This window comes from Sphingobacterium athyrii, assembly GCF_003071065.1.
Lineage (GTDB): Bacteria > Bacteroidota > Bacteroidia > Sphingobacteriales > Sphingobacteriaceae > Sphingobacterium > Sphingobacterium athyrii.
Genome location: NZ_QCXX01000003.1, coordinates 833,972 through 860,883, shown reverse-complemented (window position 1 = coordinate 860,883; position 26,912 = coordinate 833,972). Strand labels below are relative to the sequence as shown.

24 protein-coding genes are annotated in these 26,912 nt (G+C 34.7%); 19 read left to right on the top strand and 5 right to left on the bottom strand.

All coding sequences use genetic code 11. The features are described 5' to 3' along the window. The first annotated feature begins 10 nt into the window (after positions 1-10). From DCO56_RS14480 to DCO56_RS14445, 9 genes are all read left to right on the top strand, one after another. Complete coding sequence (locus tag DCO56_RS14480) at positions 11-1,378, top strand: tyrosine-type recombinase/integrase (RefSeq protein ID WP_108634470.1); 1,368 nt, start codon at positions 11-13, stop codon at positions 1,376-1,378. A 65-nt stretch (positions 1,379-1,443) separates the two neighbouring features. Continuing rightward, entirely contained in the window at positions 1,444-2,529 is a 1,086-nt protein-coding gene (locus tag DCO56_RS14475) for a hypothetical protein (protein WP_108634469.1), read from the top strand. Between the two features lie 210 nt (positions 2,530-2,739). After that, positions 2,740-3,189, top strand: coding sequence for a hypothetical protein (locus DCO56_RS14470; protein WP_146191070.1), 450 nt, complete (start codon positions 2,740-2,742; stop codon positions 3,187-3,189). A 65-nt stretch (positions 3,190-3,254) separates the two neighbouring features. Further along, positions 3,255-5,069 carry a hypothetical protein gene (locus tag DCO56_RS14465; protein ID WP_108634467.1) on the top strand — a complete coding sequence of 605 codons (1,815 nt, stop codon included), beginning with the start codon at positions 3,255-3,257 and terminating at the stop codon, positions 5,067-5,069. Positions 5,070-5,686: 617 nt separating this feature from the next. Next, positions 5,687-6,148 (top strand): JAB domain-containing protein, encoded by a 462-nt coding sequence (locus tag DCO56_RS14460; protein ID WP_108634466.1) that lies wholly within the window; start codon positions 5,687-5,689, stop codon positions 6,146-6,148. A gap of 19 nt (positions 6,149-6,167) precedes the next feature. Next, positions 6,168-6,365 carry a hypothetical protein gene (locus DCO56_RS29075; protein WP_146191069.1) on the top strand — a complete coding sequence of 66 codons (198 nt, stop codon included), beginning with the start codon at positions 6,168-6,170 and terminating at the stop codon, positions 6,363-6,365. Between the two features lie 377 nt (positions 6,366-6,742). Beyond that, complete coding sequence (locus DCO56_RS14455; protein WP_108634465.1) at positions 6,743-7,501, top strand: DUF4595 domain-containing protein; 759 nt, start codon at positions 6,743-6,745, stop codon at positions 7,499-7,501. Between the two features lie 17 nt (positions 7,502-7,518). Continuing rightward, entirely contained in the window at positions 7,519-8,094 is a 576-nt protein-coding gene (locus DCO56_RS14450; RefSeq protein WP_146191068.1) for a hypothetical protein, read from the top strand. Between the two features lie 103 nt (positions 8,095-8,197). After that, the gene (locus tag DCO56_RS14445) at positions 8,198-8,686 is read left to right on the top strand and encodes a hypothetical protein (protein ID WP_108634463.1); all 489 of its coding nucleotides are present in this window, start codon (positions 8,198-8,200) and stop codon (positions 8,684-8,686) included. 184 nt (positions 8,687-8,870) lie between these two features. On the opposite strand, the gene DCO56_RS14440 is transcribed toward DCO56_RS14445, so the two are convergent. Together DCO56_RS14440 and DCO56_RS14435 are read right to left on the bottom strand one after the other, a co-directional pair. After that, positions 8,871-9,500 (bottom strand): hypothetical protein, encoded by a 630-nt coding sequence (locus DCO56_RS14440; RefSeq protein WP_108634462.1) that lies wholly within the window; start codon positions 9,498-9,500, stop codon positions 8,871-8,873. A 2-nt stretch (positions 9,501-9,502) separates the two neighbouring features. Next, complete coding sequence (locus DCO56_RS14435) at positions 9,503-10,354, bottom strand: DUF4747 family protein (protein WP_108634461.1); 852 nt, start codon at positions 10,352-10,354, stop codon at positions 9,503-9,505. Between the two features lie 487 nt (positions 10,355-10,841). Here DCO56_RS14435 and DCO56_RS14430 point away from each other — a divergent pair, with 487 nt between their 5' ends. Continuing rightward, a complete protein-coding gene (locus DCO56_RS14430; protein ID WP_108634460.1) occupies positions 10,842-11,081 on the top strand; it encodes a hypothetical protein in 240 nt (79 codons plus the stop codon). Positions 11,082-11,171: 90 nt separating this feature from the next. Here DCO56_RS14430 and DCO56_RS14425 read toward each other — a convergent pair whose 3' ends face one another. Next, positions 11,172-12,191 (bottom strand): toll/interleukin-1 receptor domain-containing protein, encoded by a 1,020-nt coding sequence (locus tag DCO56_RS14425; RefSeq protein ID WP_108634459.1) that lies wholly within the window; start codon positions 12,189-12,191, stop codon positions 11,172-11,174. Between the two features lie 984 nt (positions 12,192-13,175). On the opposite strand from DCO56_RS14425, the gene DCO56_RS14420 reads away from it, so the two are divergent. Next, positions 13,176-13,745, top strand: coding sequence for a Crp/Fnr family transcriptional regulator (locus DCO56_RS14420; RefSeq protein WP_108634458.1), 570 nt, complete (start codon positions 13,176-13,178; stop codon positions 13,743-13,745). Between the two features lie 76 nt (positions 13,746-13,821). Next, complete coding sequence (locus DCO56_RS14415) at positions 13,822-14,559, top strand: SDR family oxidoreductase (RefSeq protein WP_108634457.1); 738 nt, start codon at positions 13,822-13,824, stop codon at positions 14,557-14,559. A 166-nt stretch (positions 14,560-14,725) separates the two neighbouring features. On the opposite strand, the gene DCO56_RS14410 is transcribed toward DCO56_RS14415, so the two are convergent. Both DCO56_RS14410 and DCO56_RS14405 read right to left on the bottom strand, forming a co-directional pair. Then, positions 14,726-14,977, bottom strand: a complete 252-nt coding sequence (locus DCO56_RS14410; protein WP_108634456.1) for a helix-turn-helix domain-containing protein — start codon at positions 14,975-14,977, stop codon at positions 14,726-14,728. 94 nt (positions 14,978-15,071) lie between these two features. Next, complete coding sequence (locus DCO56_RS14405; protein WP_108634455.1) at positions 15,072-15,884, bottom strand: hypothetical protein; 813 nt, start codon at positions 15,882-15,884, stop codon at positions 15,072-15,074. Between the two features lie 553 nt (positions 15,885-16,437). Here DCO56_RS14405 and DCO56_RS14395 point away from each other — a divergent pair. The 7 genes from DCO56_RS14395 (at position 16,438) to DCO56_RS14370 (ending at position 26,733) form a co-directional block, all read left to right on the top strand. Then, positions 16,438-16,902, top strand: a complete 465-nt coding sequence (locus tag DCO56_RS14395) for a terpene synthase family protein (protein ID WP_219929404.1) — start codon at positions 16,438-16,440, stop codon at positions 16,900-16,902. Positions 16,903-17,227: 325 nt separating this feature from the next. Then, positions 17,228-17,395: an MBL fold metallo-hydrolase gene (locus DCO56_RS29315; RefSeq protein WP_181390556.1), complete on the top strand. Its 168-nt coding sequence runs from the start codon at positions 17,228-17,230 to the stop codon at positions 17,393-17,395. A 503-nt stretch (positions 17,396-17,898) separates the two neighbouring features. After that, a complete protein-coding gene (locus tag DCO56_RS14390; RefSeq protein WP_108634452.1) occupies positions 17,899-18,429 on the top strand; it encodes a sigma-70 family RNA polymerase sigma factor in 531 nt (176 codons plus the stop codon). A 67-nt stretch (positions 18,430-18,496) separates the two neighbouring features. Further along, positions 18,497-19,672 (top strand): FecR family protein, encoded by a 1,176-nt coding sequence (locus DCO56_RS14385; protein ID WP_108634451.1) that lies wholly within the window; start codon positions 18,497-18,499, stop codon positions 19,670-19,672. Between the two features lie 222 nt (positions 19,673-19,894). After that, a complete protein-coding gene (locus DCO56_RS14380) occupies positions 19,895-23,221 on the top strand; it encodes a SusC/RagA family TonB-linked outer membrane protein (protein ID WP_181390555.1) in 3,327 nt (1,108 codons plus the stop codon). A gap of 7 nt (positions 23,222-23,228) precedes the next feature. Continuing rightward, positions 23,229-25,085, top strand: a complete 1,857-nt coding sequence (locus tag DCO56_RS14375; protein ID WP_108634449.1) for a RagB/SusD family nutrient uptake outer membrane protein — start codon at positions 23,229-23,231, stop codon at positions 25,083-25,085. A gap of 292 nt (positions 25,086-25,377) precedes the next feature. Further along, positions 25,378-26,733: a discoidin domain-containing protein gene (locus DCO56_RS14370; RefSeq protein WP_181390554.1), complete on the top strand. Its 1,356-nt coding sequence runs from the start codon at positions 25,378-25,380 to the stop codon at positions 26,731-26,733. Positions 26,734-26,912 lie beyond the last annotated feature (179 nt).

The window sequence follows — 26,912 nt, the reverse complement described above, 5'->3', positions numbered from 1 at the left end:
TTTATATCATATGAATAAGAGAAAAGTGCCTTTAAACGCAAAAGAGCAACTTTTTACAGTTGCTCTTCGTTCAGCGGAAAGGGAGGGATTCGCAACCCATATCAAAAATGAAACTGTAAATCAGACACTTGAAAACAGTAACAAGACAAACTCTGACAAAACTCTGCCACTTTCAAAAAATGATGGTATATTTGAGAAAATGGAATTCAAATATACTAATCCCGAGATTAAAAGAGGTAAGCAAATCACCGAAGTACCCAAAGGAAGTACTAAAAAAAAGGAACAAGCTAAACAAACATGGTACATTAGCTTTCAAGCGTTCAATCCATCGTCAAATTCAATGGAAAGAAAACGCATTACTGGTGATATCAACAGAATTAAAGATCCCAATGACAAAGAGGAGGCCGCTCAGTTGCTTTGCGAAACGTATCGGGAGCTGTTGGAGGGAGGATGGAATCCTTTTGATGAGGTTGGAAATGAAAAGCTTCGTAGGAGTGTGGTAAACATATCTATGATTGAAGCGGTAGATGCTTTCGTTGAATATCATAAAATTAAAGGAAGTCGAAAAAAAACGATTCAATCTTATTCCTCTAAGCTCGCTTTTATATCAAATTACTTCAATGAAAAGAAAGTATGTGATATACAGGACAATGACATAATTAAGTTTATGAACGAAGTTTCTAATTCAAACAAGTGGGCTCCAAAAACATTCAACAATGCCAAAGGTATCTATTATGGGCTGTATGAATTTTTAAAATTAGAAAAGTATGTAAGCGAAAATCATTTTGCGTCAATCAAAACTAAATTTGTCCCTAAGACAGAAAGTCATAGAGTATTCACAGATGAGGACTTCAAACTAATAATGGAAGCCGTAAATAAGGATAAGATGCTTGCATTATTTACTAGATCAATTTATTACACATGTATCCGTCCAGGGGAACTGATGCAATTGAAGCGTAAACATTATGATTTAGACAAAAATCAAATTCTCGTACCATCATATATAAGTAAGAATAAAAAAGATGGCTTCGTACATATAGCAGATGAATTTAAGAAATTATTAGAACAATTTCGTGACATAGATGGTGAATACCATCTTTTCTGTAATGATGATCAACTGTATGGCACTATTCCTTACCATCCAAATAGGCCATATAAAAGGTTAATGTCGATTTTAAAGAAACTCGATTTACACAAAAAAGGTTACACCTTATATAGTTTCAAGCACTTTAGTAATGTGAAGAAATCTTTATCAGGATGGACAGTTGCGGAAATAATGAAAGCAAATAGACATGCCTCAATTGAACAGACAGAAAAATATCTAAAAGATCTGTTAGAGTTTGTTGACATAACCAAAAAGCCAATACCAACCATTTAAAATATAGGGTGAGCCAATTTTGTAATAATTTAGGCAAGATTGTATCTCACCCTTTCGCATAATTTATGAAAGATAATACACAACAGAACGGATATGCACCTGCTCAATTCAAAATGAACCTAGGGTACATTGAAAATATCCTTTACAAATACCACAAGATATCAGAAGCCCTTAATTCACAGAAACCTCCAGACAGTTACCCAACCTTTATGGAAGAAGTCGAACGGATAAGCGAGGATAACGATGCACAGATAAGTATCCTTAGGGACATCGTCACGAACCAATTTGTCAAATTTGACAGCGATAATAATCCTACACAGGTATTAGAAATTATTAATCTTGACAACCTAAACAGCACCGAGCGAATTGCAGTTCAAACTTTGGCCGGTATCGTCTATCAGTATTGTATCCATGACTACCAATACTACTTTGCACGCCACGTAGGAGAAAATATGTCGGACAAAGGAGCAAATGATCACGATGAAATTTTTCTTAAAAGGGCTTACGACCTATTAAAGGATCTGAAGAACCTCTTACTATTTAGAGAGGAAGGATTTGACAACAACAAAATCACGATCGACAAAACCGAACAGCGTGATATTGGGCAAGGAAAAATGAAAAGCTATTTAGTAAAGGAAAATCAAGTGGAGATACAAGATCCTTCTATAATGAGAAAGATATCGGATATACTTATAGATGAGCTGTTGGATGATATCTTACATATACCCAATGCCTACATAGACTCGTTGAAGTTTACAGCGTTTACTGCCGAATCCATCAGTTATAGATTTGTAAATCAAGAGTTCGAAAAAATCCGTCCGGTAGTGGAAAAAGAAACAAAGGGGAAACAGCCGAGTAAGAAAGCTGTTTTTAAGGGTTTGATCAGCAAGCTCGTGAGACAATACGTCAAGGATGAAAAATTAACATTCAATGAAAAAGAACTGGACGAGCGGGAAAGCCAATTGCTCGCCTATATGTTATTGAGCTGGTTTGGATTTATTTCCCTCGATCTCGTTAACAGCCATAAGGACAGGGATAGCCGAATTAAATATATGGAATCGCTTCCCGAATGGATTGATGCCCCAATTTTGCCCAATAGGATGAATCTTATTTCTAAAGAGGGACTGCTTAAAAATTATACTCACTCTTAATCAGCTCCCAGTGATTCAATAAAAAAATAGCAAAAAGTGCTGGTGCATAATATAGCTTCCTTTGTAACACAAACAAGGGAAGTTGTTTAACCACGAGCGTTAATGCCCTTGTTTGATAAAACAGACAGGGGCTTTTTGTTTGCTGCAGAAAACAGAGGTCGTTGTCATTTATTCAGAAATATGAAAAATACAAATAAAAACTCTAATAACATGACTGGAGCAGAACTAATGCAATTGGCTCGTCTTAAACGCCAAGAAGAGAATGAAGGCCACATGATAGGTCTCAAAAAAGTGATAAACAGCGAAAATATCTTTGTTACCAAGGATAATCCCAAAGGATATTTCCGACCTGAAACATTTATCCAAAATATACTTGAATTACCGCAATCTTACGAAGAAGATTTTAAAGTATTATTCAACGTAGTTTCTGCCAACGAGAAACTTGAAAAAAGAAGCTCATATCAATACCAAGTAAGAGATACCGGATTTAAAGCATTTGAAATAACCTATGGCCCTTATAACTTTCGTGAGACCTTCAGATTAGTATTAATTGATGGGATGGACACTCTCTTAAAAGCAGTCAAAACTAATGCTTTTAGTTTCGATCTAAATTTTGATGATTTAATCAAAAAAGCACATGAATTAAAAGCTTCTCATTAATTAACCCATAAGAGAGCAGAAAAACTGCTCTCTTAATTAATCTTTACTACTTCAAAATTACAAACATGAAAAAATCATTTTTAAAAATAGGATTAGGCCAATATTTAGGGGATGTTCTCGAAGTGATACCCTCAAATGTTATTATCCATAAAACAGTAACTAATATTGGTGCAACCACTTTAGAATTAACTTATCCTAGGCATTCAATTATTGTCGAGCCTAATGTTCCCGTTATTAAAGGGAAAAGAACAAAATATAAGGATGTACTTGGCGTTTTGGAAGGAATTTATTCCCCTGATATTAAAGCATATTTATTAAACGATACAATTGAATTCAAAAAGATTCTTACTACTCCAGAATCTTTTAACAAAGTTAAACAAGCCATAGAGGAAATAGGCTATGAGCTTTATGAGGACTTCTTTTTATTATTTGATGAATGTGATAGGATAACCACTGATATTGATTTCAGGGAAAGTATTGCTTTGCCTTTAGAAGATTTTTTCTCATTTAAAAACAAAGCATTTATATCCGCGACTGCAAGAGAAATATCCGATGATCGCTTTGATAACACATTCGAAATCATGGAAATAATACCGGACTATGATTTTAGCAATTCGTTAGATATCATTACAACGATAAATCCCAAATCAGCATTTAAATCATTTATTGATGATCTTTCCTTAGAAAAAGACGAGACACCCATATGCATTTTCTTCAATTCAATAGATGGTATAGTATCATTGATTTCAGAATTAGGAATAGGTTCAGAATCAACTGTATTTTGCTCTGAAAATGGAGAGGATAAAATAAGGAAAAATCGCCTGACTGTTAGTACAGATATAGCAACATCTAAAATGAAAAGATTTAATTTCTTTACTTCACGATTCTATTCCGCAGTTGATATATATTTAGATTACAAACCCCATGTGGTCTTTTTAACAGATTTAAATATTGCACTTCATTCACTCCTAGATCCATACTCGGATATGGTACAAATAGCAGGAAGATTTAGAAACGGTTTTGAATCATTAACGCAAATAACAAATTTTAAAAATGACATGCCTTATTTGACACCTAGTGAAGCAAATATTTTTTTGGAGACAAATAAACAAGTATATAGAACAATTGAAACGCTTCGAGATACTACGACTACTGAATTAGCTAAAGATGTTATTTCAGAGTTATTGTCAAAAATTTATTATTCACGCTTCTATATAGATGGTGGTAACGGAAAGAGATTCAATCATTTTCTACATGACAATTTTCTTTTGAGCGAAATCAAAAAAGGTTATTATCTATCCATCGACAATTTGAAAATGATATTTGAGAACGATAAGATTAAAAGATACTTTAATGCTACGTTTAGAAATATGCAGTTTGAGTTCAAAAGTATCTATACTAATAATTTAGACTTTAAATATTCATTTCACGAAGTAGTTACAAAAGTTGCAGATATTTTAGAGGAAATTTCAAACGAATATCCTAATTCGTGGTTAGCTTTTGATAATAGACCGGATATTTATCAAGAAGTAAAAAAGAGACATCCGTTCATCGTGGATGCATACGAAATATTGGGGTATGAACGATTAGTCCAATATGGTTATAGCAAAGCTTTAATCTCCAAAGAGCTGCAAAAATTTAACAAAGAATTGGGACTTGAAAACATAGGCTTCCGAAAGGAATTAAATATGAATTTTGAAGTGGGGAAATATTATCCACAAAAAGAGTTGTTAGATGTATTTTATAGACTTAATGAAAAATATGGATTAACATTTAAGCGAGAGGTTGGTGAATTAGAACGTTTTTTTGAATTAGGCTCTATAAAATCGAAACCATATCCCAAATGCAGGCTTTTGATTGGTAAAAAATTTAACGATTAATCTATAGGCTCAATTTTCATCCTCGAAAAATTGGGGGTTATATACCTGAAAAATCGAGGATGAAATTATTGACAAATTATACCCATCTAAAATAATAAGTGAAGCAAATTACCCTTAAGAACTATTGAGACGTTCTTTTAAATGGTAAAAGTTTTGAAACCTACTGATACAAATTTTCAAAAAATATCAGCGCACGTTGATGTACTCAAAAAGTACCGACATTCAGAAAAACTGCCCAAAGCCGCAAAATTTTCCCGCACCACGCGCATCTAAGTTTAGTAAATGATCAACGTGCTTCATACAGAAGCCCTTTAAGACTATTTTGTTAAATCGGCCTAAATGACAACTACTTAATTTTATGAGACTTAATTGAATTTGTGAAATTTTAAAGCCATTATTAAGGTGACTACCTCCTACAAGTGCAATTCAAACCCTCCGATGACATTATAATGACTTTCCATCCAAAAATTTTTGATTTTATAAATTATATAATTTTTAAAACAGCAATTTTCTAATAACCCCTAAGCCTATATTTTAGGGTACGCACAGCCTATCCATCAACAATCCCCCTCCAGCTATCCTGAGGAGATTCATTTTATTAACAAACCTCTAAACTCATGGAAAATCTAAAGAAAAACTTAAAAGTATCGGAGATTAAAATCCAATATTTACCCGATTTTAAGCTCTCAGAACGCCCAATTATTACAAAATCATCAGATGCCTATAAATTGTTGTTATCGCAATGGGATACAGGAATAATGCAATTTTTGGAAGAGTTTAAAATCATACTCCTGAACAATGCTAATCATGTTTTGGGTATAGTAAATATTGCAATGGGAGGGAAAGATGCTGTTATGGTGGATATGCGAGTAATCTTTTCCATTGCACTCACGGCATCTGCTTCCAAAATCATCTTAGCACACAACCATCCATCAGGCAAACTTATTCCAAGCTCGGCTGACCGCCTGGTTACGAATAAGGCTTTGGAAGCAGGCAAAGTCTTGGATATCGAGGTGTGTGACCATATTATCCTTACTCCACATTCATACCTAAGTATGAAAGACAACGGAGACTTGTAACCATTTAAAATATATCATTATGAAAACTACAAGATCATTTGGGTCGATGTTAATGTCCGTAATCGGATGGGTATTGGCTATTATAGCATTTGTTGTTACTATGCAGATCGTTATAAAAGTAATCAGTGCGGTATTGTCATTTATCTTTATTGTTATGTTGGTCGTATTTACAATTGGATTCATTGTGCTGACGATAAACGCAGTATTAAGGCGATAGTAACGAACATATCAGAGAATCTATAACACCATCGCTTGAAACTACTGGCGGTTTCCGCTCGGTGTTAAAGATTCTTTTAATTTTACTGGACAGATATATATTTTATTGTCTATTTTTGCACAAAGACATATTGAAGAAATAAAGCGTTAGCTTAAAGTTCTTGTAAGAAGATAGCCTAGGAAACTCTCTGAATTACACAGCAAGGACAGAAAAGGTGACGTTCTACGCTATATATTAGCGTGGGGCGTACCTATCTGTTGTTTGTGTAAGGCCTTCCTAGGCGCCTCTTCCGGCAACAGCTCTAGGTTACGTCCCACGCTTTTGTTTTATTAACCAACCGAATAGGGACAGATCGGTTCCAAATTATATTAGATTTTATGAAAAGATCATTACTTGGCGCAATATTCATATTGTCGCTGGTATCTTGCTCAAAAAATGATACTCCTGAACAGAAGGAGTCCAAATGTCTCCTAACCGAAATAAACAATTCGGGAGATCCATCTAAAACAACAATCGAGTACGATAAGAATGGTAAAATAACTGCTGTAACCAAGACCTATGGGGGGACTGATCCAGCTACTCACCGTTACATCTATTCCTATTCTAACAATAGTATAAATGTCGAGGATGTATTTAACGGTAAACCGTCTGACTTATTTATATACACGTTAAATAATGGCAGAATTACAAAGAAAAGTGGTGGTCGATATGACGATACATTTATATATGATTCTAATGGCTTTCTTTCCAGTATAAAGAGCGAAGACCGAAATATATCTATTCAATATGAGAACGGTAATATCTCCAAAATGGAAGTCAATTTTTACTCCTCGTTTCAAAAATTTATTCCTGAATTCAATGTGAAGAAGTCTCGTATACCTTTCTCTGAAACTGTATGTTATACATTTGAACGTTTTGGGCCAGTTGGTTATATTGAAGATGCTGTTTTATATGAACAGGGCTTTTTTGGCTCAAAAGGTAAGAACGAAATCATTGGTGTAAAACAATCGTATGGAGTAAATTCTCCTATTACAACCTTTAATTACTCGTATATAAAAGATAATAGTGGGAAAGTAACAAGTATAAAGAACGGTGGGGCAATGGCGACTTACTCTTATCAGTGTTCTGCAAATTAGCTAATAAAAAATAACTTATGAAAAACTTACTTATTATTCTAAGCCTATTTGTTGCTTATAGTGTAAACGCTCAATCTGTCTTTAAATCTATGGCATATAAATCTTTGCCGGTTGATAATTCAAAGCCAATAACTTTCAATAATACAGCTGAACCATCATTGGAGGAAAAATTAAAAGCTGAGATGTACAAGCGCAAAACATACGAACTGTATGAAAAGAAATTAGAAAATGATAGAATGGCATTGGAGATCCAAAAACAGAAAAATTTACAAGCTACAGGAAATAACGTTTACACGATAGAAAGCTTTAAAACAATACAGAGATCGAATGGCGAATTTATATCTAGCTCCTTTTCACAGGGTTCCACACTGGAAATAATTAATGACCAATATCTAAAAATAGAGATTCCGAAACTATCTATCAAAGAATTATTTATTTTGGAGAGTCAGGGTGAGGTTGATGGTATGACAGTATATACGTTAAATGGTAATAATAATTATTTGGTATATATAAGCGCTGATAATAGCCACATGACTCTGGGCTTAGTACTTGAAAAATTAAAGCATGATTATATATTATCAGTAAAATATTAGGCAGCCCTATTTTTCAACCCCTACATTTTACCTATAATTATCCCACTCATTTGAAATTTTTACAGTTTCCTGAGTGGGATTTTGCCTTTAAGCTATACCATATATGACAGCGCAATTATCAGACATACTACATTATCAAGGTAACGCTCACAGCATGTGCAACGAGCCTTTATCGAAATATCTTAATGACCGCCCAATAAAGTTTGTTATGCTCTCCACTGCGTTAAATAGAGGGTACAGGGCGGGGTGGTTACTTTCAGAGAATAAACTATATCTGATTGACCTTAAGGCTCACCTAGATCATGATAATTATGTTGGTTTAGACTATCTGTTCCCACAACAAGAGAAAGTATTTGCAGATTGGTATTCGGGTACTATTAAAATCAACCAAGGGGACTTAATAAAGTACGTTCATTCGGGGTACGGATCAGTTTACCAGCGAAGCGTTTATTTGGTCATTGAAAAAGGGAGATTAATAAATGAATATGTGAAAAATAACAACTCATTAATCTCTAAAGCTAGAAGGATATTAGAAAAACTAACAACCCGTAAATACGTTAACGATTATATGTTCATTGATAAGCGAGAATAAGCGTTTCGAGGCCATCGTAGGACTTTATTACCCTGCAACTAACACAGCGAAAAACTATTAAAGTAAGCTCATCACTGTATAAAATCATACCCTACATTTACTTTACAGCTTACCCTATATCTATCTAAAAAATCCCAACTCACGAAACCTCCAAGTTTCAAAATGAGTGGGACTGTTCTATGAATTATTGATCAGACTCATTTTTATCTAATGTCATTATTGCACTTATAAATTGTGAAAATGCAAAAAGATTAATGACTGAATTGAATATCAATAATATCGAGTAAATGGAAACTAAATTTAACAAAAAGATTATAATCGAGTTAACAGTTTTAGCAGATATTATACTCATGCTAAACGCATTAAAAAAATTTGTGTCGTTGATAATACTTAGAGTATAGTTCAACAATAAACCTATTGACATAACAAATAATGCCATTCCAAATATTGCACTTGTCTTCTGGAAACTATTGAATTGTGGTTGAGCGGTTTCCTCATACTCTTCAGTAAGAACTATACGAGCTAATAATTTCTCAGAAAATCCCGAAATCAATAAAGCATAAGCTCCTATTGCAAATCCGAGTACGTTTGGTATAATCGACAGATTTTTAGCGATCAAAAGACTTAAAAACTCATATAAATCGCCTTCCGAACACAATAATAAAACCTGAATAAAAACTGTGATTACAACAGCTATCCGAACGGATTTACTTTTCTTAAAGCTGCTCAAAACCCCATAGGCCTTAAAAAATGTCCTCAAGTCACCATTATGGGCTTCTTTTAAATGTTTTAAAAATTTCTCAGCATTGTCCACTTTTATAACAGTTTAATCATTTTATTATACCATTGTTTGAATTTACTTCCTAAATCTGTGTCGATTTCGATAGGTATAACTTTTGGTTTATTTTTGTTAGATATCGAAATGATTTTAGTTCCTCCTTTTGGCTTAATTTTCGCTGAATTTATAGTGCCATTTGCTTCTGCTAATTCTAAACCTCCCTCTAAAAGAACAGAATTATCAATATCTAAACCTTCACTTTTATTATCGGCTTCTGCAGTCAATTTCAGTTTTCCAATCTTCGATTTCTTTATCTGTTTTTCCAGTTCATCACCCAATGGACCAATTGCATCATCATTTGTATAGGAAATCTCATAACTTAATTTATAAACAGATTTCGCATCATAAATTTGCCTGATTACGTTTTCGTCTTTTTCTAATACAATTTCCAGAATGTCATCTTTTCTGACGTACGAAGCCAAAAACTTATTCAAATATTCCTCCACTTGCTTTTCAGTCGGTGTCCCAGCCAACTTCTCAACTATTAAGCGATGTCTTTTAGGGATAAAAATAAAATCACAAGTTATTGGATTAATTACTCGAGGTTTATTTTCCTCTTTTACAATTTGCCCATTTTCAATTACATTTACTTGATCTCCTTCAATGTATGCACCTTTCGCCATGTGACCATAAATATATTCTGGAATTTCTCCATCCCGAATTCCGTATACAGAGTACATCTGAATTCCTTCATTCTTGCCTATTTTTAAAATTTTCTTACTAGAAGACAGTTCTTTAATAATCCTAATGTATTCTTTAGTTCTTTCTTCCCCAGTAATTTCACTTTGAAGTTTGATATTGACAATAAAACAGTTAAATTTTTCTTTCATAAACTTTAAATAAATATTGGAAATATGGCATTCCGTTACGGAATCACTAGCATAAAGATATGCCAAACTAAATTAAAAACGAAATCGGACTGCATCCAAATTCGTTTTTAATGCGTTGCAGTTCGTCATACTTGATGCCTTAGTAATCCCTCCACTTCATAAAAACTCCTTTGTCTTTTGAATAAGCATTTCATGCACATTCAAAATCCAACCGCTTTTAGAGTTTGGCTCGCCTGCTGATCGCTCAGGCTCCAATGTTGGCACTATTTTTAAATGGCTTTTGGCTAAGTCCCACGCTGTCAAAAATACCGCCAACAGTTTCCGTATACTCCGTATATATCGCTGAATCATGCTAACGCATTTCTCTTCAGCGACCTTCGCTCAACTCGCAGGACGGCGAGCGAATATAGATTGATCCCAGCGATATAAAAAATTAATAGTAATAGCTGTCGGTTTTTAACACCCGTATCATTGTATCATAATTACAATGAGAACGGACAACAAACATATCGATCAATCATCAGAACTCTCTGCATTGCGGAATGAGATTTCTGATTTGAAAAATATGATGTCCACTATGCAAGAGATTATTATTAACCAGAATAAACAGATCAATGACATTTATAAATGTTTATTTAATAATCCTATTAAGTCTAAAGATCAAGTAAAAGAGCAGAAAAAACAGGATATGAAGAATCAGATTATTCTCAAGAATTTGAGAAAATAAACCTCTCTTAGAAATTCGAGAGTTACAATCAGATTCTTAAGGTTATAAAATTTAAACATTTAAAATGTAAGGCCATTTACTGTCGTTTGTTTAAAATGGTAAATCTTCTTGTTCAGGCGTATCCCAGACTGGTAAACTTCGTATGTTTTCACTCAAAACTTTATCGATTTGTTCAATTAGGAAAGGCGGTGGATCTAATAATACGTCTATTAATGGATGAATGAACACAACTTCTCTAGGATTATTACTGCTCGTCAATTCAGATACCTCTGTCAATTTTTTAAACCCTAAACGACGCATTAGATCATCATATTTATTAGATAGAGTTGAGTTAAGAGAATTAACGTCCTCCCAAGTTTTTATATTTTCAATCTCCCCAGTGGTTTTCCAACCTACCCCAAGATTGAACCTCGCTGTATCAATTGCATAACGCAAAATTAGAATCTCTTCATTCTTCAGCCGACCTTCTTGTAAATCTCTAAGAAATTTATCTAAATGGCTGAAACTTGAGTTTGACAAATTTTCTATCTGATTGGAATTTAAATTCAAAGTTATTGAGCTTTGATTCCCAGCATTAAGCACTTTTCTTGATTCATTTGGACTGCTCTCTTTAGATACAGGATTACTGGAAGAGATCAGATCAATTTCCTTCACAAATTCTCTTATCTTTTGGCTAACAAAAACGGCTTGTTTTGATATAGGAAAATTTAATCTTAAAGATTCGACAAAACCTGTTATTCTATCATGATTATTAATCATAAATCCTATTTCTCTAGGGTCAAGTGCGCCACTTTGAAATTCAGAGCTTGAAGGAGAAAATCCAGGAGTAAAAATTATAGTATGTTCATTTTCGACTATCCATGCGGCACCCATTTCATTTAAGCATGCTATGCTTTTATAGTATTCAGGGGATAATAAGTAAATCACGTGTGGTTTTTCCGTGATTTTAGTTTTTAGCCAATTGAATATATTTTGTCCTGAGGGTATTCCAAATGCATCATTGCTAGTGAAAATTATTTGATCACTACTAACACCTATTGAGACTAGCAAATCTACGATAGCTTGTCCATATTTTGAGTTTTTAGAAGAATGAGAAATAAATATATTCATTTGTATTATGGTATTGAAGTCTGTTTTAATTCTTAATAAGTTAATTTTTATACGATGGCAATACCATAAATATACAAATAGTTTGTTAATCTCGATTAATATTCTCAGGACACATATGAATCATAAAAGATAACCATAGATTAACGACGTCATGAAGTATTACAGTGCCCGTACTACATCCATTGTTTAAAATAAATACACATTAAAAATTTAACTGATTGATATTCATTAACATTTAGTTTTAAAAATAAAATTACACTCTGTCAAAACTCTGCCAAAAACCGTATATTTAATCAAAATTTATATTATATGAAGAAGAGAAAAGTGCCTTTAAACGCAAAAGAGCAACTTTTTACAGTTGCTCTTCGTTCGGCGGAAAGGGAGGGATTCGAACTAACTCTTCCCAGCCACTTTAAAACCTTATTTTCTAGTATATTTTAAATTGTTGCCATGATTATGCCACTTAAAACTTAAGGCAAAATCACGGTTTCAATTACCCTATAACGACTTCAAAGAACATCCATAAATCTTTAATGTCAAATATAAGAATTTTCATCCTAATATTTTTAGGATCAATAAACCGGTAATTTGACCAAGGGAATAATCTTATGCTGCAAGATTCCTCAGTTTATTTCTGTTACTTAAGCCCAATATTTGGTCGAACTTTATCTATTTTGTTTGGAGAATTTTCATGCATGTATGTATAATGAAATATTTGCATTAAGTTTCCTGAATTGCAGAATCATTCTGTGTTTAATTTTCATATCTTAGGTTTATGGATCTACAAACTAGAAATTTGATTATTGATACTCAATATTTCGTTCAAAACGTATTTGACTTTAATAGAAATGAGTTATTGAAACTTCGTAACCTAATTGAGAACGGTTCTGCAAATTTATACCTTACTGATATTACTAGATTTTGATAATTAAATATTTCTATCCTAAGAAATGAGTCAAAAAAGACAAATGTTAACTTTGCGAAATGAAAGAGTTTATAGATTTTTTGTCGGACTATGGTAATTTGGACCAACAACAAATTGACTATGTGACAAACAAAGCAACAGAATCAGTACTTCTCAAAAATGAACATTTTTGGGAGGCGGGAAAGGTTTCGCAATATGTTGGCTTTACTATTGAGGGGGTATTGCGTGTGTACTATTACAATAACAAGGGTGAAGATATTACAAGTTATTTTGTAGAGGAAAATCATTTAATTACGGATTGGGAAAATTCGGATGGAAGCTTTATACCTGTAGCAAACTTACAGGCGATCACAGATTGTAAACTCATCGTCTTTTCAAAGCAGGATTGGAAAGAGATTTCCAGTAACATCGCTTCTTGGAACAATATCATTCAGCAAGTAATTACGAAGCACAAGACAGAAAAACTAGAGAGAAGAGGTTCTTTAGTTTCTGAAGATGCAACTGAACGTTACCTTTCTTTTCTGCAAAAATACCCCAATATAATAAATCGCATTCCATTGTCTTATGTTGCTTCTTATTTGGGGATTAGACAACAATCATTAAGCAGAGTAAGAAAAAGTATTCGTTGATCGTTTTTTCACATATGTTAAACGTTCTCAATTTTATTTGATACAATTTTGCAATGTTAAAAATTAAATCAAAGAAATGAAAACAGTTCTAATAACAGGTGGCAATAAAGGTATTGGATTTGAGACAGCCAAATTACTATTAAACAAAGGATTATTTGTTTATATCGGGAGCCGTGACATGGAAAAAGGCGACGAAGCCGTCAAAGAATTAAATAACAATGGCTTTCAAAGTGTGAAAGCAGTTGTAATTGATGTTACAGATCTTGAAACAATTTTGTCAGTAAAAAGTATCATTCAAAATGAACAAGGCAAATTAGACATCCTTATAAACAATGCTGGAATTTTGGGCAATTTTCCGCAATCGGCAACAGATGTAAGTATTGAAATTTTAAAGGACGTGTATGAAACAAATGTTTATGGAGTTATTAGGGTTACCCAAAATTTTCTTGATTTATTAAAAAAATCAGATGAGCCACGCATCGTGAATGTGAGCTCAAGTTTAGGCTCCTTAACGTTACATAGTGACCCGAGTTATCCCTTTTATAATGTGAAACCATTCGCCTATAATTCTTCAAAAACGGCGTTGAACATGTTTACAGTCCATTTGGCTTATGAGTTGAAGGATACAGTGTTCAAAGTAAATTCGGTTTGTCCAGGTTATACCGATACAGATTTTGGTAATCATATTGGAACAGGAAAAGTGGAAGACGCGGCAAAACGGCTAGTGAAATATGCGTTAATCGACAATGATGGCCCTACAGGCAGATTCTTCAGCGAAGAAACAAATCCTAATACAGATGAAATTGCTTGGTAAATGCAATCCAAAATCACAGCATCGATGAATAGAATGAACACCAGTAATACCTTTGCGGTTGTCAAGATCGAAATATAATTTTTTAGATAAAGAATGAGTGATACGATACCAAAATTAAAAAGTCGAGCAAATGATGGGTTTCCTTCCTCTTAGGAAATCTATAGTGCTACATCAATATTTCGGTATTGGCTAGGAGAAGTCCCTGTGTGCCTTTTAAAAAAATTCCCAAAATTGATTGTTCCATAAAATCCAATTCTGATGCAATCTGACTAATGGACAACTCTGAAGTTGATAGCAAGACTTTTGCTTCAAATAGAATAGCGTCATTAATTAACTCAACCGTAGTTTTGCCTGTAACTTCCTTAAGTACTTTTGCAAGATGCCCAGTGTTTTGAGTAGTTGCTGGTTCAAAAAGCATTACCAAAACTTTATTTTCTGCAATAGATTAATAAGAACATTGCTCGTAATCATAAATCGCTATAGGTATGCATCTCTGTTACGGTTTACGAAGATTAAACGATGTTTTTTAATGCTGTAATAAAATTGTTGATAAAGCTCTCTCTCATTTTATCGGGTAGTAACTCTATAGATAGAAAAGGGTTTAAATCTTCTAGTTCGACTAATAGAAGTGAATGATCAGCTAGACGACAGGCATCAACTCTTGTAATTCCATGTTTGATATTATTCCATTCTACAAATTTTTTTGCAAAGATTAAATCATTTGTAGTTGGCGTGTATTCCACCAATTCCCATCGTTTACTCTTATCTGGAGCATACAGCGCATACTGGAATTCTCTATTTAAATAATAAAATGAAACTTCATACTCGAAGTCGATGAGCGGTTGTATGAGTTTACCTTGTGGGTTTGAGACAATCAATTCTTGATGGGTTAAAACTTCCATTCCAATAGAATCTGCACCATTTTTCAACTTGACGATATAATGATTATACTTGTCGCCAAAAAGTGCAATCTCATTGAGATTTGCGACAGTTGGTATAACAGGATAACCTTGATTTGTTAGATCAATTAAATACTGTTTTCCTAAGATATCGGCTTTACCATCAAAAGAATTGAACGTTAAAATGTTTTTTAATCCAATTTCTCTTACAAAATTTTGAAAATATTTTTGATAACCAAGTACTGAACCTGTATTTCTAAACACAATGAGGTCAGCTTTATCAAGATTTGAAATTGCTTGGTGCGGATGTCCAATGAGTAAATTAAAATGAGATTTTAGTTTTGAAGTGATGTAAAGGTCTTCTTCATAGTATTTTCTACCTTTCGCTTCGTAATAAAGATCTGTTAAATATAATATTGTTCTCATTTCTATAGTGTTTATTGATACTTAGGATGCAATTTAGCATTAAATATTAAAAAATACATTGCTTTGGATCTTAGCGTGGTGGAAACTGTGCTGGAGGATAAAGATAAAAAAGGAGTGGAGGAGTCACCGCCAGATCAGATGCTAACAAATAAAGAAAAGTAGGTACGGGATGAAACTCAATGATATCCGCATAGGTACTTTAGGTGGTACACTTTGTTCGATATGGGTAAGCTTTTCTCTTGGTGACGTTATGCAAACAGCTCTCATGGCTGTTGTTGGGACCTTTGTGAGTTATGTGACCAGCCGGCTCTTGGGAAGAATGAGAAAAAAGTGATAATTACAGGAGCAATTATTTACGCTTGTTGCTCCTGTAATTATACGAATATTGCACAAAACTTATTAAACTAGTTTATGGGTAGCATTCGTAAGAACTATCTAATTTTGTGCTTTAATGTATAAAAGATTTGTAAAATCAATCAACAAGGTATTTAGAGCTTATGCAAAAGAGAAAGTATATTATAGAACTAATACAATTCCTCCATAGTCTGTTTATCTGCTTATTAGGGAAAATAGCAGTGGTGTACCTCTGTACTGTGATGATGTTGCCATGCAAAAGGAATACCGTCAGATTCCAGACGAAATTTTTGATGATCCTCATATTAAACGTCTTCAGACCATTTGCTGCTTAATGATCAGCATCCACAATGATATTATTTCTTTACCCAAAGAAATTCATAGGGAAGGAGACACTGTAAATCTTATAAAAGTGTTACAGCAGGAATATAAGCTACCCATCCAGGAAGCTTATATGAAAGCTCTTGAGATTCATGATAATTATTTGAAAGAATTTTTCATATTGCAGGATCATCTCCCTCAATTCGACAAATGGCAAGATTTGGTACTTGAATACATTCAGGATCTCGGAGTTATGGTAACTGGAGTTTACGCATGGCATACAAACACTATCCGTTATCTTAACGGTAACTATGTAAAAGGTGAATATAAAACCGGACAATAGATTGTGAGACTTAAATTATCTCTTTTATAACAGTCAGAAAGACATTGTACTAACTACTATGCGTTTGTTTTTCAATTGTTAGTGGTTATCCAGTAAAAATGCTGTAATGGATAAAAAAATACTATAATATTTTTATGTAAACAAAAAACGATTATTTCAAAATAAATTTGCCATTGAATAATTCCATAAAGTATTATAAATTATTTTGTAGTATAGCAAATAAGAATAGCACAAAATTGCTATGATTCCAGCTATAGACTACTTACCAAGCCAGCATTGGTCAAGACGATGGATTACCGACACAAACCTAAACCTGTGAGGTTCATTGATAGAGGATAAGGTAGCCCAAAAGAATATCTATTTTGCAGGTGACAGCGGCTATGGTGATCATTTCAAAGATATTGGGAATGACTACCATATAGACTTGGCATTGATAGGATTTGGAGCTTATGAGCCTCAATGGTTTATGCGTTCCGCACAGGCAGGTCCATAAGATTTAAAGGATTCAAAGACTTAAAAGCGAAGTATTGGATGCCTATGCATTATGGAAGTTTTGACCTTAGTGATGAACCCATTTATTATCCTGAAAAATACTAAGGGAAAAACACCCTGAGGCACTTATAAATATAATCTGGATGCCAATTGGAGGAAAAAAAGGTTATTTGGACCGTTTTTGCTCCAAATGGGCATCTTCATTGGTGTTTTTAAGATATTATTCATTGTTTTTCTACAATACAATTATGGATTAACTGTTAAATTTTGGAACTTTATCATAATTATGTGATTTTACTTGAAATATATCATTATTTTTATCATTCAGCTATCAATCGAATGGCTTGTAGTATTTTGTGGTATACTTTATAGCGTTTAAACAGCCGAAATCTTATGAATATGTTTAAGCTTGTGAAATATTTGTACTATTTTTTTTTATGATAATTCTTTTCATACTGAATTCTTTTTTACATTTAGTGTACTGTTATTATATCTCTAACTTGAATGACTAGATTTGATCATACCTTTAAAACCTATTTTGTCCAGCTCTGCACATTTGCCTATCCGTTTGTTAGATCGCAAGATATTGCGAAGGATATTGTTCATGATGCCTATTTAGTTCTGATAAACAATCCCGAATTATTGGAGAAAGAATCATTGATTCAAAAAAGTTTTTTATATAGTACAGTAAAAAATTTGGCCATGAATTATCAAAGAAAGGTGCGTTTGAGTAGTAAGTACTCAAGCTCCCTAAATATCGAACCAATTGATGATACTGATTTAATGGATAATTTGATTCGAGCAGAAGTTATTAGTGCGTTACATAAAGAATTAAATGCATTGCCAACGGGATGTCGGCATGTGTGTCGTTTGATTTACATGGAAGGCAAAAAATATGAAGAAGTCGCTTCGGAGCTGAAAATTTCCGTTAATACTGTCAAATCACAAAGATCGTTAGCTATCCGCTTACTTCGTGAGAAATTTAGCTCTATTTTTATTTTAATTAGTATTCTATTGTATATTAAGCTTTTATGATTTTTTTTTAAAAAAAACAATTTCTCAACCACCCATTTTCCTGTTTCAAGTTACTTACTTCTAAATTATGGTAGAAAGCGATCAAATATTATTGGCCGAATTAGTGGCATTAAAAGCAAAAGGCACATCCCTAACTTATTCGCAAGAGCAAGACTGGGAGCGTCTGTTGCAGCAATATCCCGAATCAAAGACGATCATTAGGACCCTTTTTGACGAAAGGGAAGTGGTCACGCCATTTGATATTAGAACTATCTCGATCGATGAAGAACTGGAAGTTTTTAAGACAAATATTGGAAATTATAAGGTTAAAGCATCCGAAGTCAAAAGGGTGTCAACATGGCGATCAATCGCAGCTACTATTGCAGCATTTTTATTACTTAGTTTTATATGGATTTGGTATCAAGCTAACAATAAGCCCGATTATATTATCGAGGATGCTGTTTACGGACAAAAGAATGATGTTCTTCCTGGAATACAATATGCAGAATTGTCTATTGACAACCAAAATACAATTCAACTAAATGCCTCCTATGAAAACACAGAAAAAGAAAGTGGATTTGCAGTGCTGCATGATTTATTAATCTATAAAGCCAAAACGGATAGATCAGCTAATAGAAAGCATTTATTGGCAGTTCCAAAAAGATCTACCTACCAGGTTGTGTTAAGTGACGGAACTAAAGTGTGGGTAAATCCAGATTCTAAATTAGAATATTTGGAATATTTTTCGAAAAATGAAAGAAGGGTGAAACTTCACGGTGAGGCTTATTTTAATGTTGCAAAAGATGCTTCAAGACCCTTTATCGTAGAAACAGGTGGAATGGCAATTCAGGCTGTAGGGACAGAATTTAATGTTAAATCGTATCATAATAAACCAGTTGTTCAACTCACTGAAGGGAAGATCAAAGTGCGAGGTAAGGGCCAGCAAGTAGAAATTAATGCCGGCAATCAAGTATTGCTTGGTGATCTTAGCCTTCAAACAGCAAGCTTGGCAAATAATGAAGAAGCTACCTCTTGGAAAGATGGATTTTTCTATTTTAATAATAAGGAGATTGTAGAGATTATAGAAGAACTCAGCCGATGGTATGGCATTGAAGCAATTTATCGATGTGAATTAAAAAAGAAAAGATATTTAGGTAGTATTGATAAAAATGCTACTCTAGCGCAAGTCTGCAGTGTATTGTATGATTTGACGGATTATAGCTACAAAATTGAGCAAGATAAGTTAATCATTGATAAAAAATAAAATCGTTGTAAAATTTTTATAACATATAGGAGGTTTTTTATGAGGTAGGTCTACAAAATAACGACAAGAGAAATGTAAGGGTACTACCAATACCCTTACATGATTAGTGAATTAAAAATTATTGTAAACTCAATTCTTTACCAATTTATGAATAAAATTTTTTATTCTAAAGCCTTCTTATGTAAAAAAAATAAGAAAAGGTTTTTGAGCAATCTTATTAAGATGAAATTAATTGGATTTGTGCTTGCCGCTTCATCGATAGGAGTCTATGCTTCTACCTCAGCCCAGGTAACTGTAAATGTACGTAATGGGAAGATTGAAAATGTTTTAAAGAACATTTCCAAACAAACCGGGGTGCGATTTATTTACGAAGAAGGGCTTTTAAAAGACCGAAAAACAAGTTTAGACCTTAAAAACGTTACTCTAAATGCTTCGTTAAATATAATATTTTCGAAAAGTAATTATTCTTATAGACTACATGGGAATACGGTAGTTATAAAAAGTAAAACTGAGGCTAGCCTTAAAGAAGCTACGCAAGATTTAATTATGAAAGGGAGAGTGATTGATGAAAATTCTCTACCATTAGCCAATGTGACGGTGACTGAAGTAGGAACTTCTACTAGCGTACAAACAGATGTTAATGGTAATTTTACTTTAAAAGTTTCCCATACCTCTGCTAAAATAAGACTAAACATTGTGGGTTTTGATCCCCAAACCATTACTTATTCCAACGCTGTTGTCTCGGTGAAAATGGTTTCTAGTTCCAACCAGATGGATGAAGTTGTTGTGGTTGGATTTGGAAAACAAAAGAAAGAATCTGTGGTTGGTGCCATTTCTTCAGTTTCTTCAAAAGATCTTAAAGTTCCCACTTCTACGCTCAGTAACGCTTTTGCAGGACGTGTGGCTGGTATTATTGCGGTCCAACGTGGTGGAGAACCCGGGGCTGATGGGTCAAACTTTTGGGTACGGGGAATTTCCACGTTTGCAGGTCCAAGTAATCCCTTGATCTTTATCGATGGTATTGAATCTTCAATTACCGACATGAACAATCTACCTCCAGAGGTAATTGATAATTTCTCCTTATTGAAAGATGCTTCTGCCACTGCTTTATATGGTGCACGTGGTGCCAATGGTGTTTTGATGATTACAACAAAACGTGGTGGAAATTTTGAGAAGGCGAGAATTAATTTTAGAATAGAAAATACCTTTGCTGCTCCCACAAAACCGGTTAAGTTCTCCAATGCCGTCGATTACATGGAGACCTTTAACTATGCTCTGACCAATAGAGGATTAGCACCTCGTTTTTCAGATGAGAAAATAACCAATACTCAAAATCATCTTGATCCGGTAGCGTATCCAGATGTAGATTGGTACAAAACCTTATTCAAGGATATGTCTTTGAATCAATATGCTAATTTTAATGTTGCTGGGGGTGGCAACCGTGCAGATTATTTTGTCAGTGCAAATTTTAACAATGATAATGGTTTTTTGAGAAAAGATCCATTCAATAAATTTGATAATAACATCAAAATTCGGAAATACAATGTGTTGGCAAATGTGGGCGTTAGTTTGTCCAATACGACCAAGGCTATTATCCGTGTCAATTCAAGACTGGACGATTATAATGGTTCCGGAGTTACTTCCTCGGAACTTTATGGCAGATTATTTTTAGCTCCGCCCGCATTATTTCCAGCTGTGCTACCCGCAAATGCCGAAAATACGGATCACATTATGTTTGGAAATTTAAATGGCGGGCCAATTCCTTCGGGCACGGGTAATAATATTTACTATAATCCCTATGCCAATATGGTCAGTGGATATCGGTCTTCTTTTACGGCAACTAATATGGGAGCCATTGAAGTAAATCAGGATCTGAAATTCTTACTTGATGGATTACATGTTAAAGGATTATTATCCTTTACAAATGTATCAACCTCTAGTAATGTGCGATCGAGTTCACCATTTTATTATGAAGTCAGCGATTTTAAAGAAGTTGATGGCAAATATGATTATACCTACAGAAATGTAACCCGAGGAACTACGGCCTTAAGCTCAAACCTGACTTCTGAGGGGAGCAGGTTGATGAATGTTAATTTTGTGGTGGATTACACTAAACAGATTAAATCCCATAAGGTAGGTGGAATGTTGGCTTATCTCAGTCGTGACTATAATCCTAATAATCCGAGTAGTTTTGTGGCTTCATTGCCAACGCGTAACCAAGGTATTGCCGGACGTTTAACATATGGCTATAACGACACATATTTCTTTGAAGGGAATTTTGGCTATAATGGTTCAGAAGCTTTTGCTAAAGGAAAACGATTTGGTTTTTTCCCTTCCCTGGCAGCCGGATATATGATTTCAAACGAAAGTTTTTGGCAACCCCTAAAACCGGTCATTAGCAGTTTGAAATTTCGGGGATCATGGGGTATTGTAGGAAATGCCAATGTGTATAGTAGCGCTGGGAGTGTGGTGCGTTTTCCATATTTAGAAGAGGTGAATCTCAATGGAAGAGGGTATACTTTTGGCAATAACTGGCAGACCACACAAACAGGTGCTGCTATATCCAAATTAGGATATCCTGGAGCAACTTGGGAGCGCGGTAAGAAGATTAATGTTGGTATGGATCTAGGCATGTTTAAAGATAAATTCACCTTAACAGCGGATTGGTTTACCGAAACACGGAGCGATATTTTTATGCAAAGGCAAGTTGTACCGGCAGAGGTTGGGGTTGTTGGATTGACTCCTTATGCGAATATTGGTCAGGTAAGTAGCAGTGGCGTGGACGGTAACTTGAGCTATCAGCAACAGCTAACACCTGATCTATATCTGAATGTAAGAGGAACATTTACTTATTCGAAGAACACCTTATTGGATCGAGATGAACCCACACAATTATTTGCTTATCAGTCGGCTATAGGAAGACCATTAAATGTAGGTTATGGTTATACTGCAGAGGGTTATTACCAGGATGCTACTGATATCGCAACTAGTCCAGTAAATACCTTAAGCAAAGATCTCAAACCTGGAGATATCAAGTATAAAGATCTCAATGCTGATGGAAAAATTGACGCTTTCGATAAATCCTATATCGGTAATCCCACGGTACCGCAAATAGTTTATGGAATAGGTGGTTCGGCACGGTATAAAAAAGTCGATTTTTCCGTCTTTTTCCAAGGGACAGCCAAAGTAAGCCTCTTTATGTCTGGTATCCATCCTTTTAATCCCGAAAGTTCGGCATTATTACAATATATAGCAGATGATTATTGGACCGAGAACAATACGGATGCGATGTATCCGCGCACGATTTCGAATCTTGCTTATCACAGTAATTTTGAGACCTCAACCCATTGGATGCGTGATGCCAGTTTTATCCGGTTAAAGAATGCAGAGGTAGGCTTTACGCATAAGTTTGCTCGTGTATTTGTTGCGGGACAGAATTTGGTCACATTTTCTAAATTTAAGTATTGGGATGTTGAATTAGGAGGTGGGAATGGATTGAAATATCCCAATAATCGTATTGTTTCAGTAGGAGGTCAATTTAATTTTTAAAGGATTTATGAAAAAGAAATTTTTAATATACATAGCAGTACTGTCGTTGTCATTAACAGGTTGTAAGTATATGGATATTGTTCCAGATGATACACCAAGCATGAGGGATGCATTTAAAAATGAATCGACAGCAGAAGGGTTTTTATACACTTGTTATTCCTATATCCCCAGATACAATGATGCCCGGAGCAATTTTTCATGGATTATGTCCAATGAGACTGCGGCTTCATATCACTGGGGATCACAATATTTTACATTTTTGCAGATACAACAATCACAGTACAATGCTGATAACCCAGTGCTGGATATTTGGCAGAACTGTTACAGTGGGATTAGACAATGCTATCTTTTTTTGGAAAATGTGGATAAAACAAAAGCAGTTACGATTTCGACAGAGGAATTGGAAGCAAAAAAGAAAATATGGCGAGCTGAGGCCAAATTTTTAATTGCCTATTATCATTATGTTCTGCTCCAGAATTATGGACCTGTTGTTGTGGTCGATAAACTGATACCAACAGATGGAACAGGAGAAGACTTTTTCAAATCAAGAAGACCTTACGATGAATGTGTGACCTTTATTGCTCAAAAATTTGATGAAGCTTCGATCGACCTCCCGAATACGATCGTTAATAATGGTGATTTGGGCAGGGTTACGAAAATTGCCGCTCTATCGTTAAAGTCAAGAATGTTTTTATATGCTGCGAGTCCACTGTTTAACGGAAATGCAGATTATGCTAACTTTAAAAATGTTGATGGCACTCCGCTCATCGCTCAGGCTTATGATAAAGAAAAATGGAAAAGAGCATTGGATGAAAGTAAGAAAGCAATCGATCAAGCAGAAGCTGCAGGCTATAGACTGTATGAGTATACCAAATCAACGGTTACCGATCCGTTTAAAAAAGCCATTCTCAATACGCGTTGGCAGATGGTTGACCCTTGGAATTCTGAATTGATTTGGGGATATGCAGGATACAGGGAAGATAATAATGCTCAATTTTCTTTCCAGGCTTTAGCCGTTCCTAGAGGCTGGCGTTCGGGTAACCCAGTCGGTGGGGTAGGTGCTACTTTAGATGCCGTTGAATTGTTCTACTCTAAAAATGGTCTTCCTACTGATCAGGATGCGACTTATGATTATAGCAATCGTTTTGCAATCGCACCAGGAGATTCGACTATAAAATTTCACCGTAATCGGGAACCCAGATTCTATGCTTACATTGGCTTTGATCGTGGAGAATATGAAATCAATGATCAGACCCGGATTCTTAAATTGAGAGCAGGAGAATTAAATGGTACGACTTTAACCAATGGCGTACCAAATTTAAATATCGATCATTTGTATACGGGATATGCCATTAAAAAGGGTATTAACCCGAGCACCAATGTCGCTACAAATGCATTTTCGGTTACGGCATACCCATTTCCGATTTCTCGTCTGGGTGAGTTGTATTTGAACTTTGCTGAAGCTTATGCGAATTACTATGGAACTTTGGATGCAACTGCATTGGGCTATTTAAATAAAATCAGATCCAGGGCAGGTATCCCTGCTTTGGAAATATCATATGGCGGCCTTCCTTCTGGAAAGAATCTTATCGACGCCATTCACAGAGAAAGGCTGATCGAATTTATGTTTGAAGGACATTCCCTTTATGATAGAAAGCGTTGGAAAACAGCTGTTGAAGATTATGCTGCTGATCGTCAAGGTATGAAGGGATTAACTTCGGTTGGCAAGACTGCAGCAGATTTTTATAAACCGATCACTCTTAGCGGGAGACCTTTAATTTTTGAAGCAAAGCAATATCTTGTTCCTATTAACGTAAACTTTATCAAAATCAACCCTAATCTGGTTCAGAATCCAGGATGGTAATCATTCAATTTTAAGATGCGGATAGCTATCAAAGCTATCCGCATTGAACATCAAACTACTTATTATGAAAAGTGTATTTTTTGACATTCTTAAGATGTCCTGGCTTTGCCTTGTCCTATTTTTATGTTCTTGTAAGAAATCTGTCGTTATAACCACACCACTACCAGGCGTTGATTCAAGCGCTGTTAGCACAACCTTTTCTTCGAGTCAACCATATAATTTGAATATAATTTATTTTGTTCCAGCCAACATCACTCCAAACGCCGATTATGAACAGCGGTTAAGTAAAATTATGATTGAGGGTCAAAATTTTTATAAGCAATGGATGAACTTTTGGGGATTTGGTAATAAAACATTCGGATTATTTAAAAACAGTGGAAATACTCGGGTTAAAATACATACCATCCATGGCCCAGAGAATTCATCAGCCTATTCGACTGATGGTCCTATTAAAACATTGGTAGATGCCTATTTTCAGCAGAATCCGCAAGAGAAAACCAGTGATCATTATCTGGTTATTACCGCTTCGAATAAAAAGTATGATCAGGGAGAAAAAGAGGATCATCCGATTCCATATTATGGTATAGGGCGCTGGTGCTACGCGGTAGATTATCCTGGTTTAAAATATGAAAATTTAGGAACGCCCGGTCCTGTGGGAGACAAGGCTACCATCTATATCGGTGGACTTTATCACGAGCTGGGACACGGGATTAACTTACCTCACAATGGTCCTTCTGCCTCACAGATCAACAACCCACAATTTGGTATGACCTTAATGGGAAGTGGGAATTATACATATGGTAAGTCACCGACTTTTTTAAGTTTTTATGATGCCGCGACACTGAATAACTGTCAGGTGTTTAGTACAGCTGTAAAAAGTTTTTATGGTCCAGTGACGAATACCATTAAAACGATTCAGGCAAAAGTCGAAAATGGCGAAATTGTGGTATCGGGCACATATGCCTCTACAGTTGCGGCGGATCATATTACATTTAGGAATATTCTAGAATCAGATCCTGATGGATACCAATCTATCACTTTTACGACTGTAACTGGCCCGAATAATAGTTTTAATGTTCGCATGCCCATTTCTGATTTCAACGTGAAAGCTAATATGGCTTATACACTGCAGCTTTTCTTTCATCACCAAAATGGAACTAGTACAACTGTTAATTATGCGTATCAATTTGTCAATGGGCAACCAGCTGTAGACTTTAGTGACCGTAACTTTTTAATTAGAGCAGATTGGGCTGTTGCAGGAGTTTCATCGGAACAAGGTGGATATCCAGCTGTACATGTATTGGATAATAATTACAATACGTATTGGCATACCTCGTGGTCAAATCCATTGCCACATCCTCACTTTATTACGGTAAAGACAGGTGCAAATAGCGTTACAGCTTCAGGACTTTCCATTGCCACACGTCATGACAACTCAGGTAGTGCTGGTAAAATAAAAGATTTCAAAGTTGAGGTCAGTTCTAATGGAAGCACATGGACAGAAGTGTATCATGGGAAAATGGCCCTGAATGGAATACAGTATTTTACATTTGACACGCCACAGACGTTTCAATATGTGAAGCTGATTTCTTTGAATGATCATGAAGGTAAAACTTTTGCCACCTTGGCCGAACTGAATTTGTATTAACGGAGCTATGGTAAAATTTCGGCATTTTATATAGATATGGAAACTCTGAATGCGTTGAATCGCTATGTATTGGATAGGCAGTTTATAAAGGTAAATTATATTGAAGATTTAAATACTAAAATATACTATTTTAAAAATATACCATTTATTATGTTGGACTACTCCCAAAGGAAAATCTG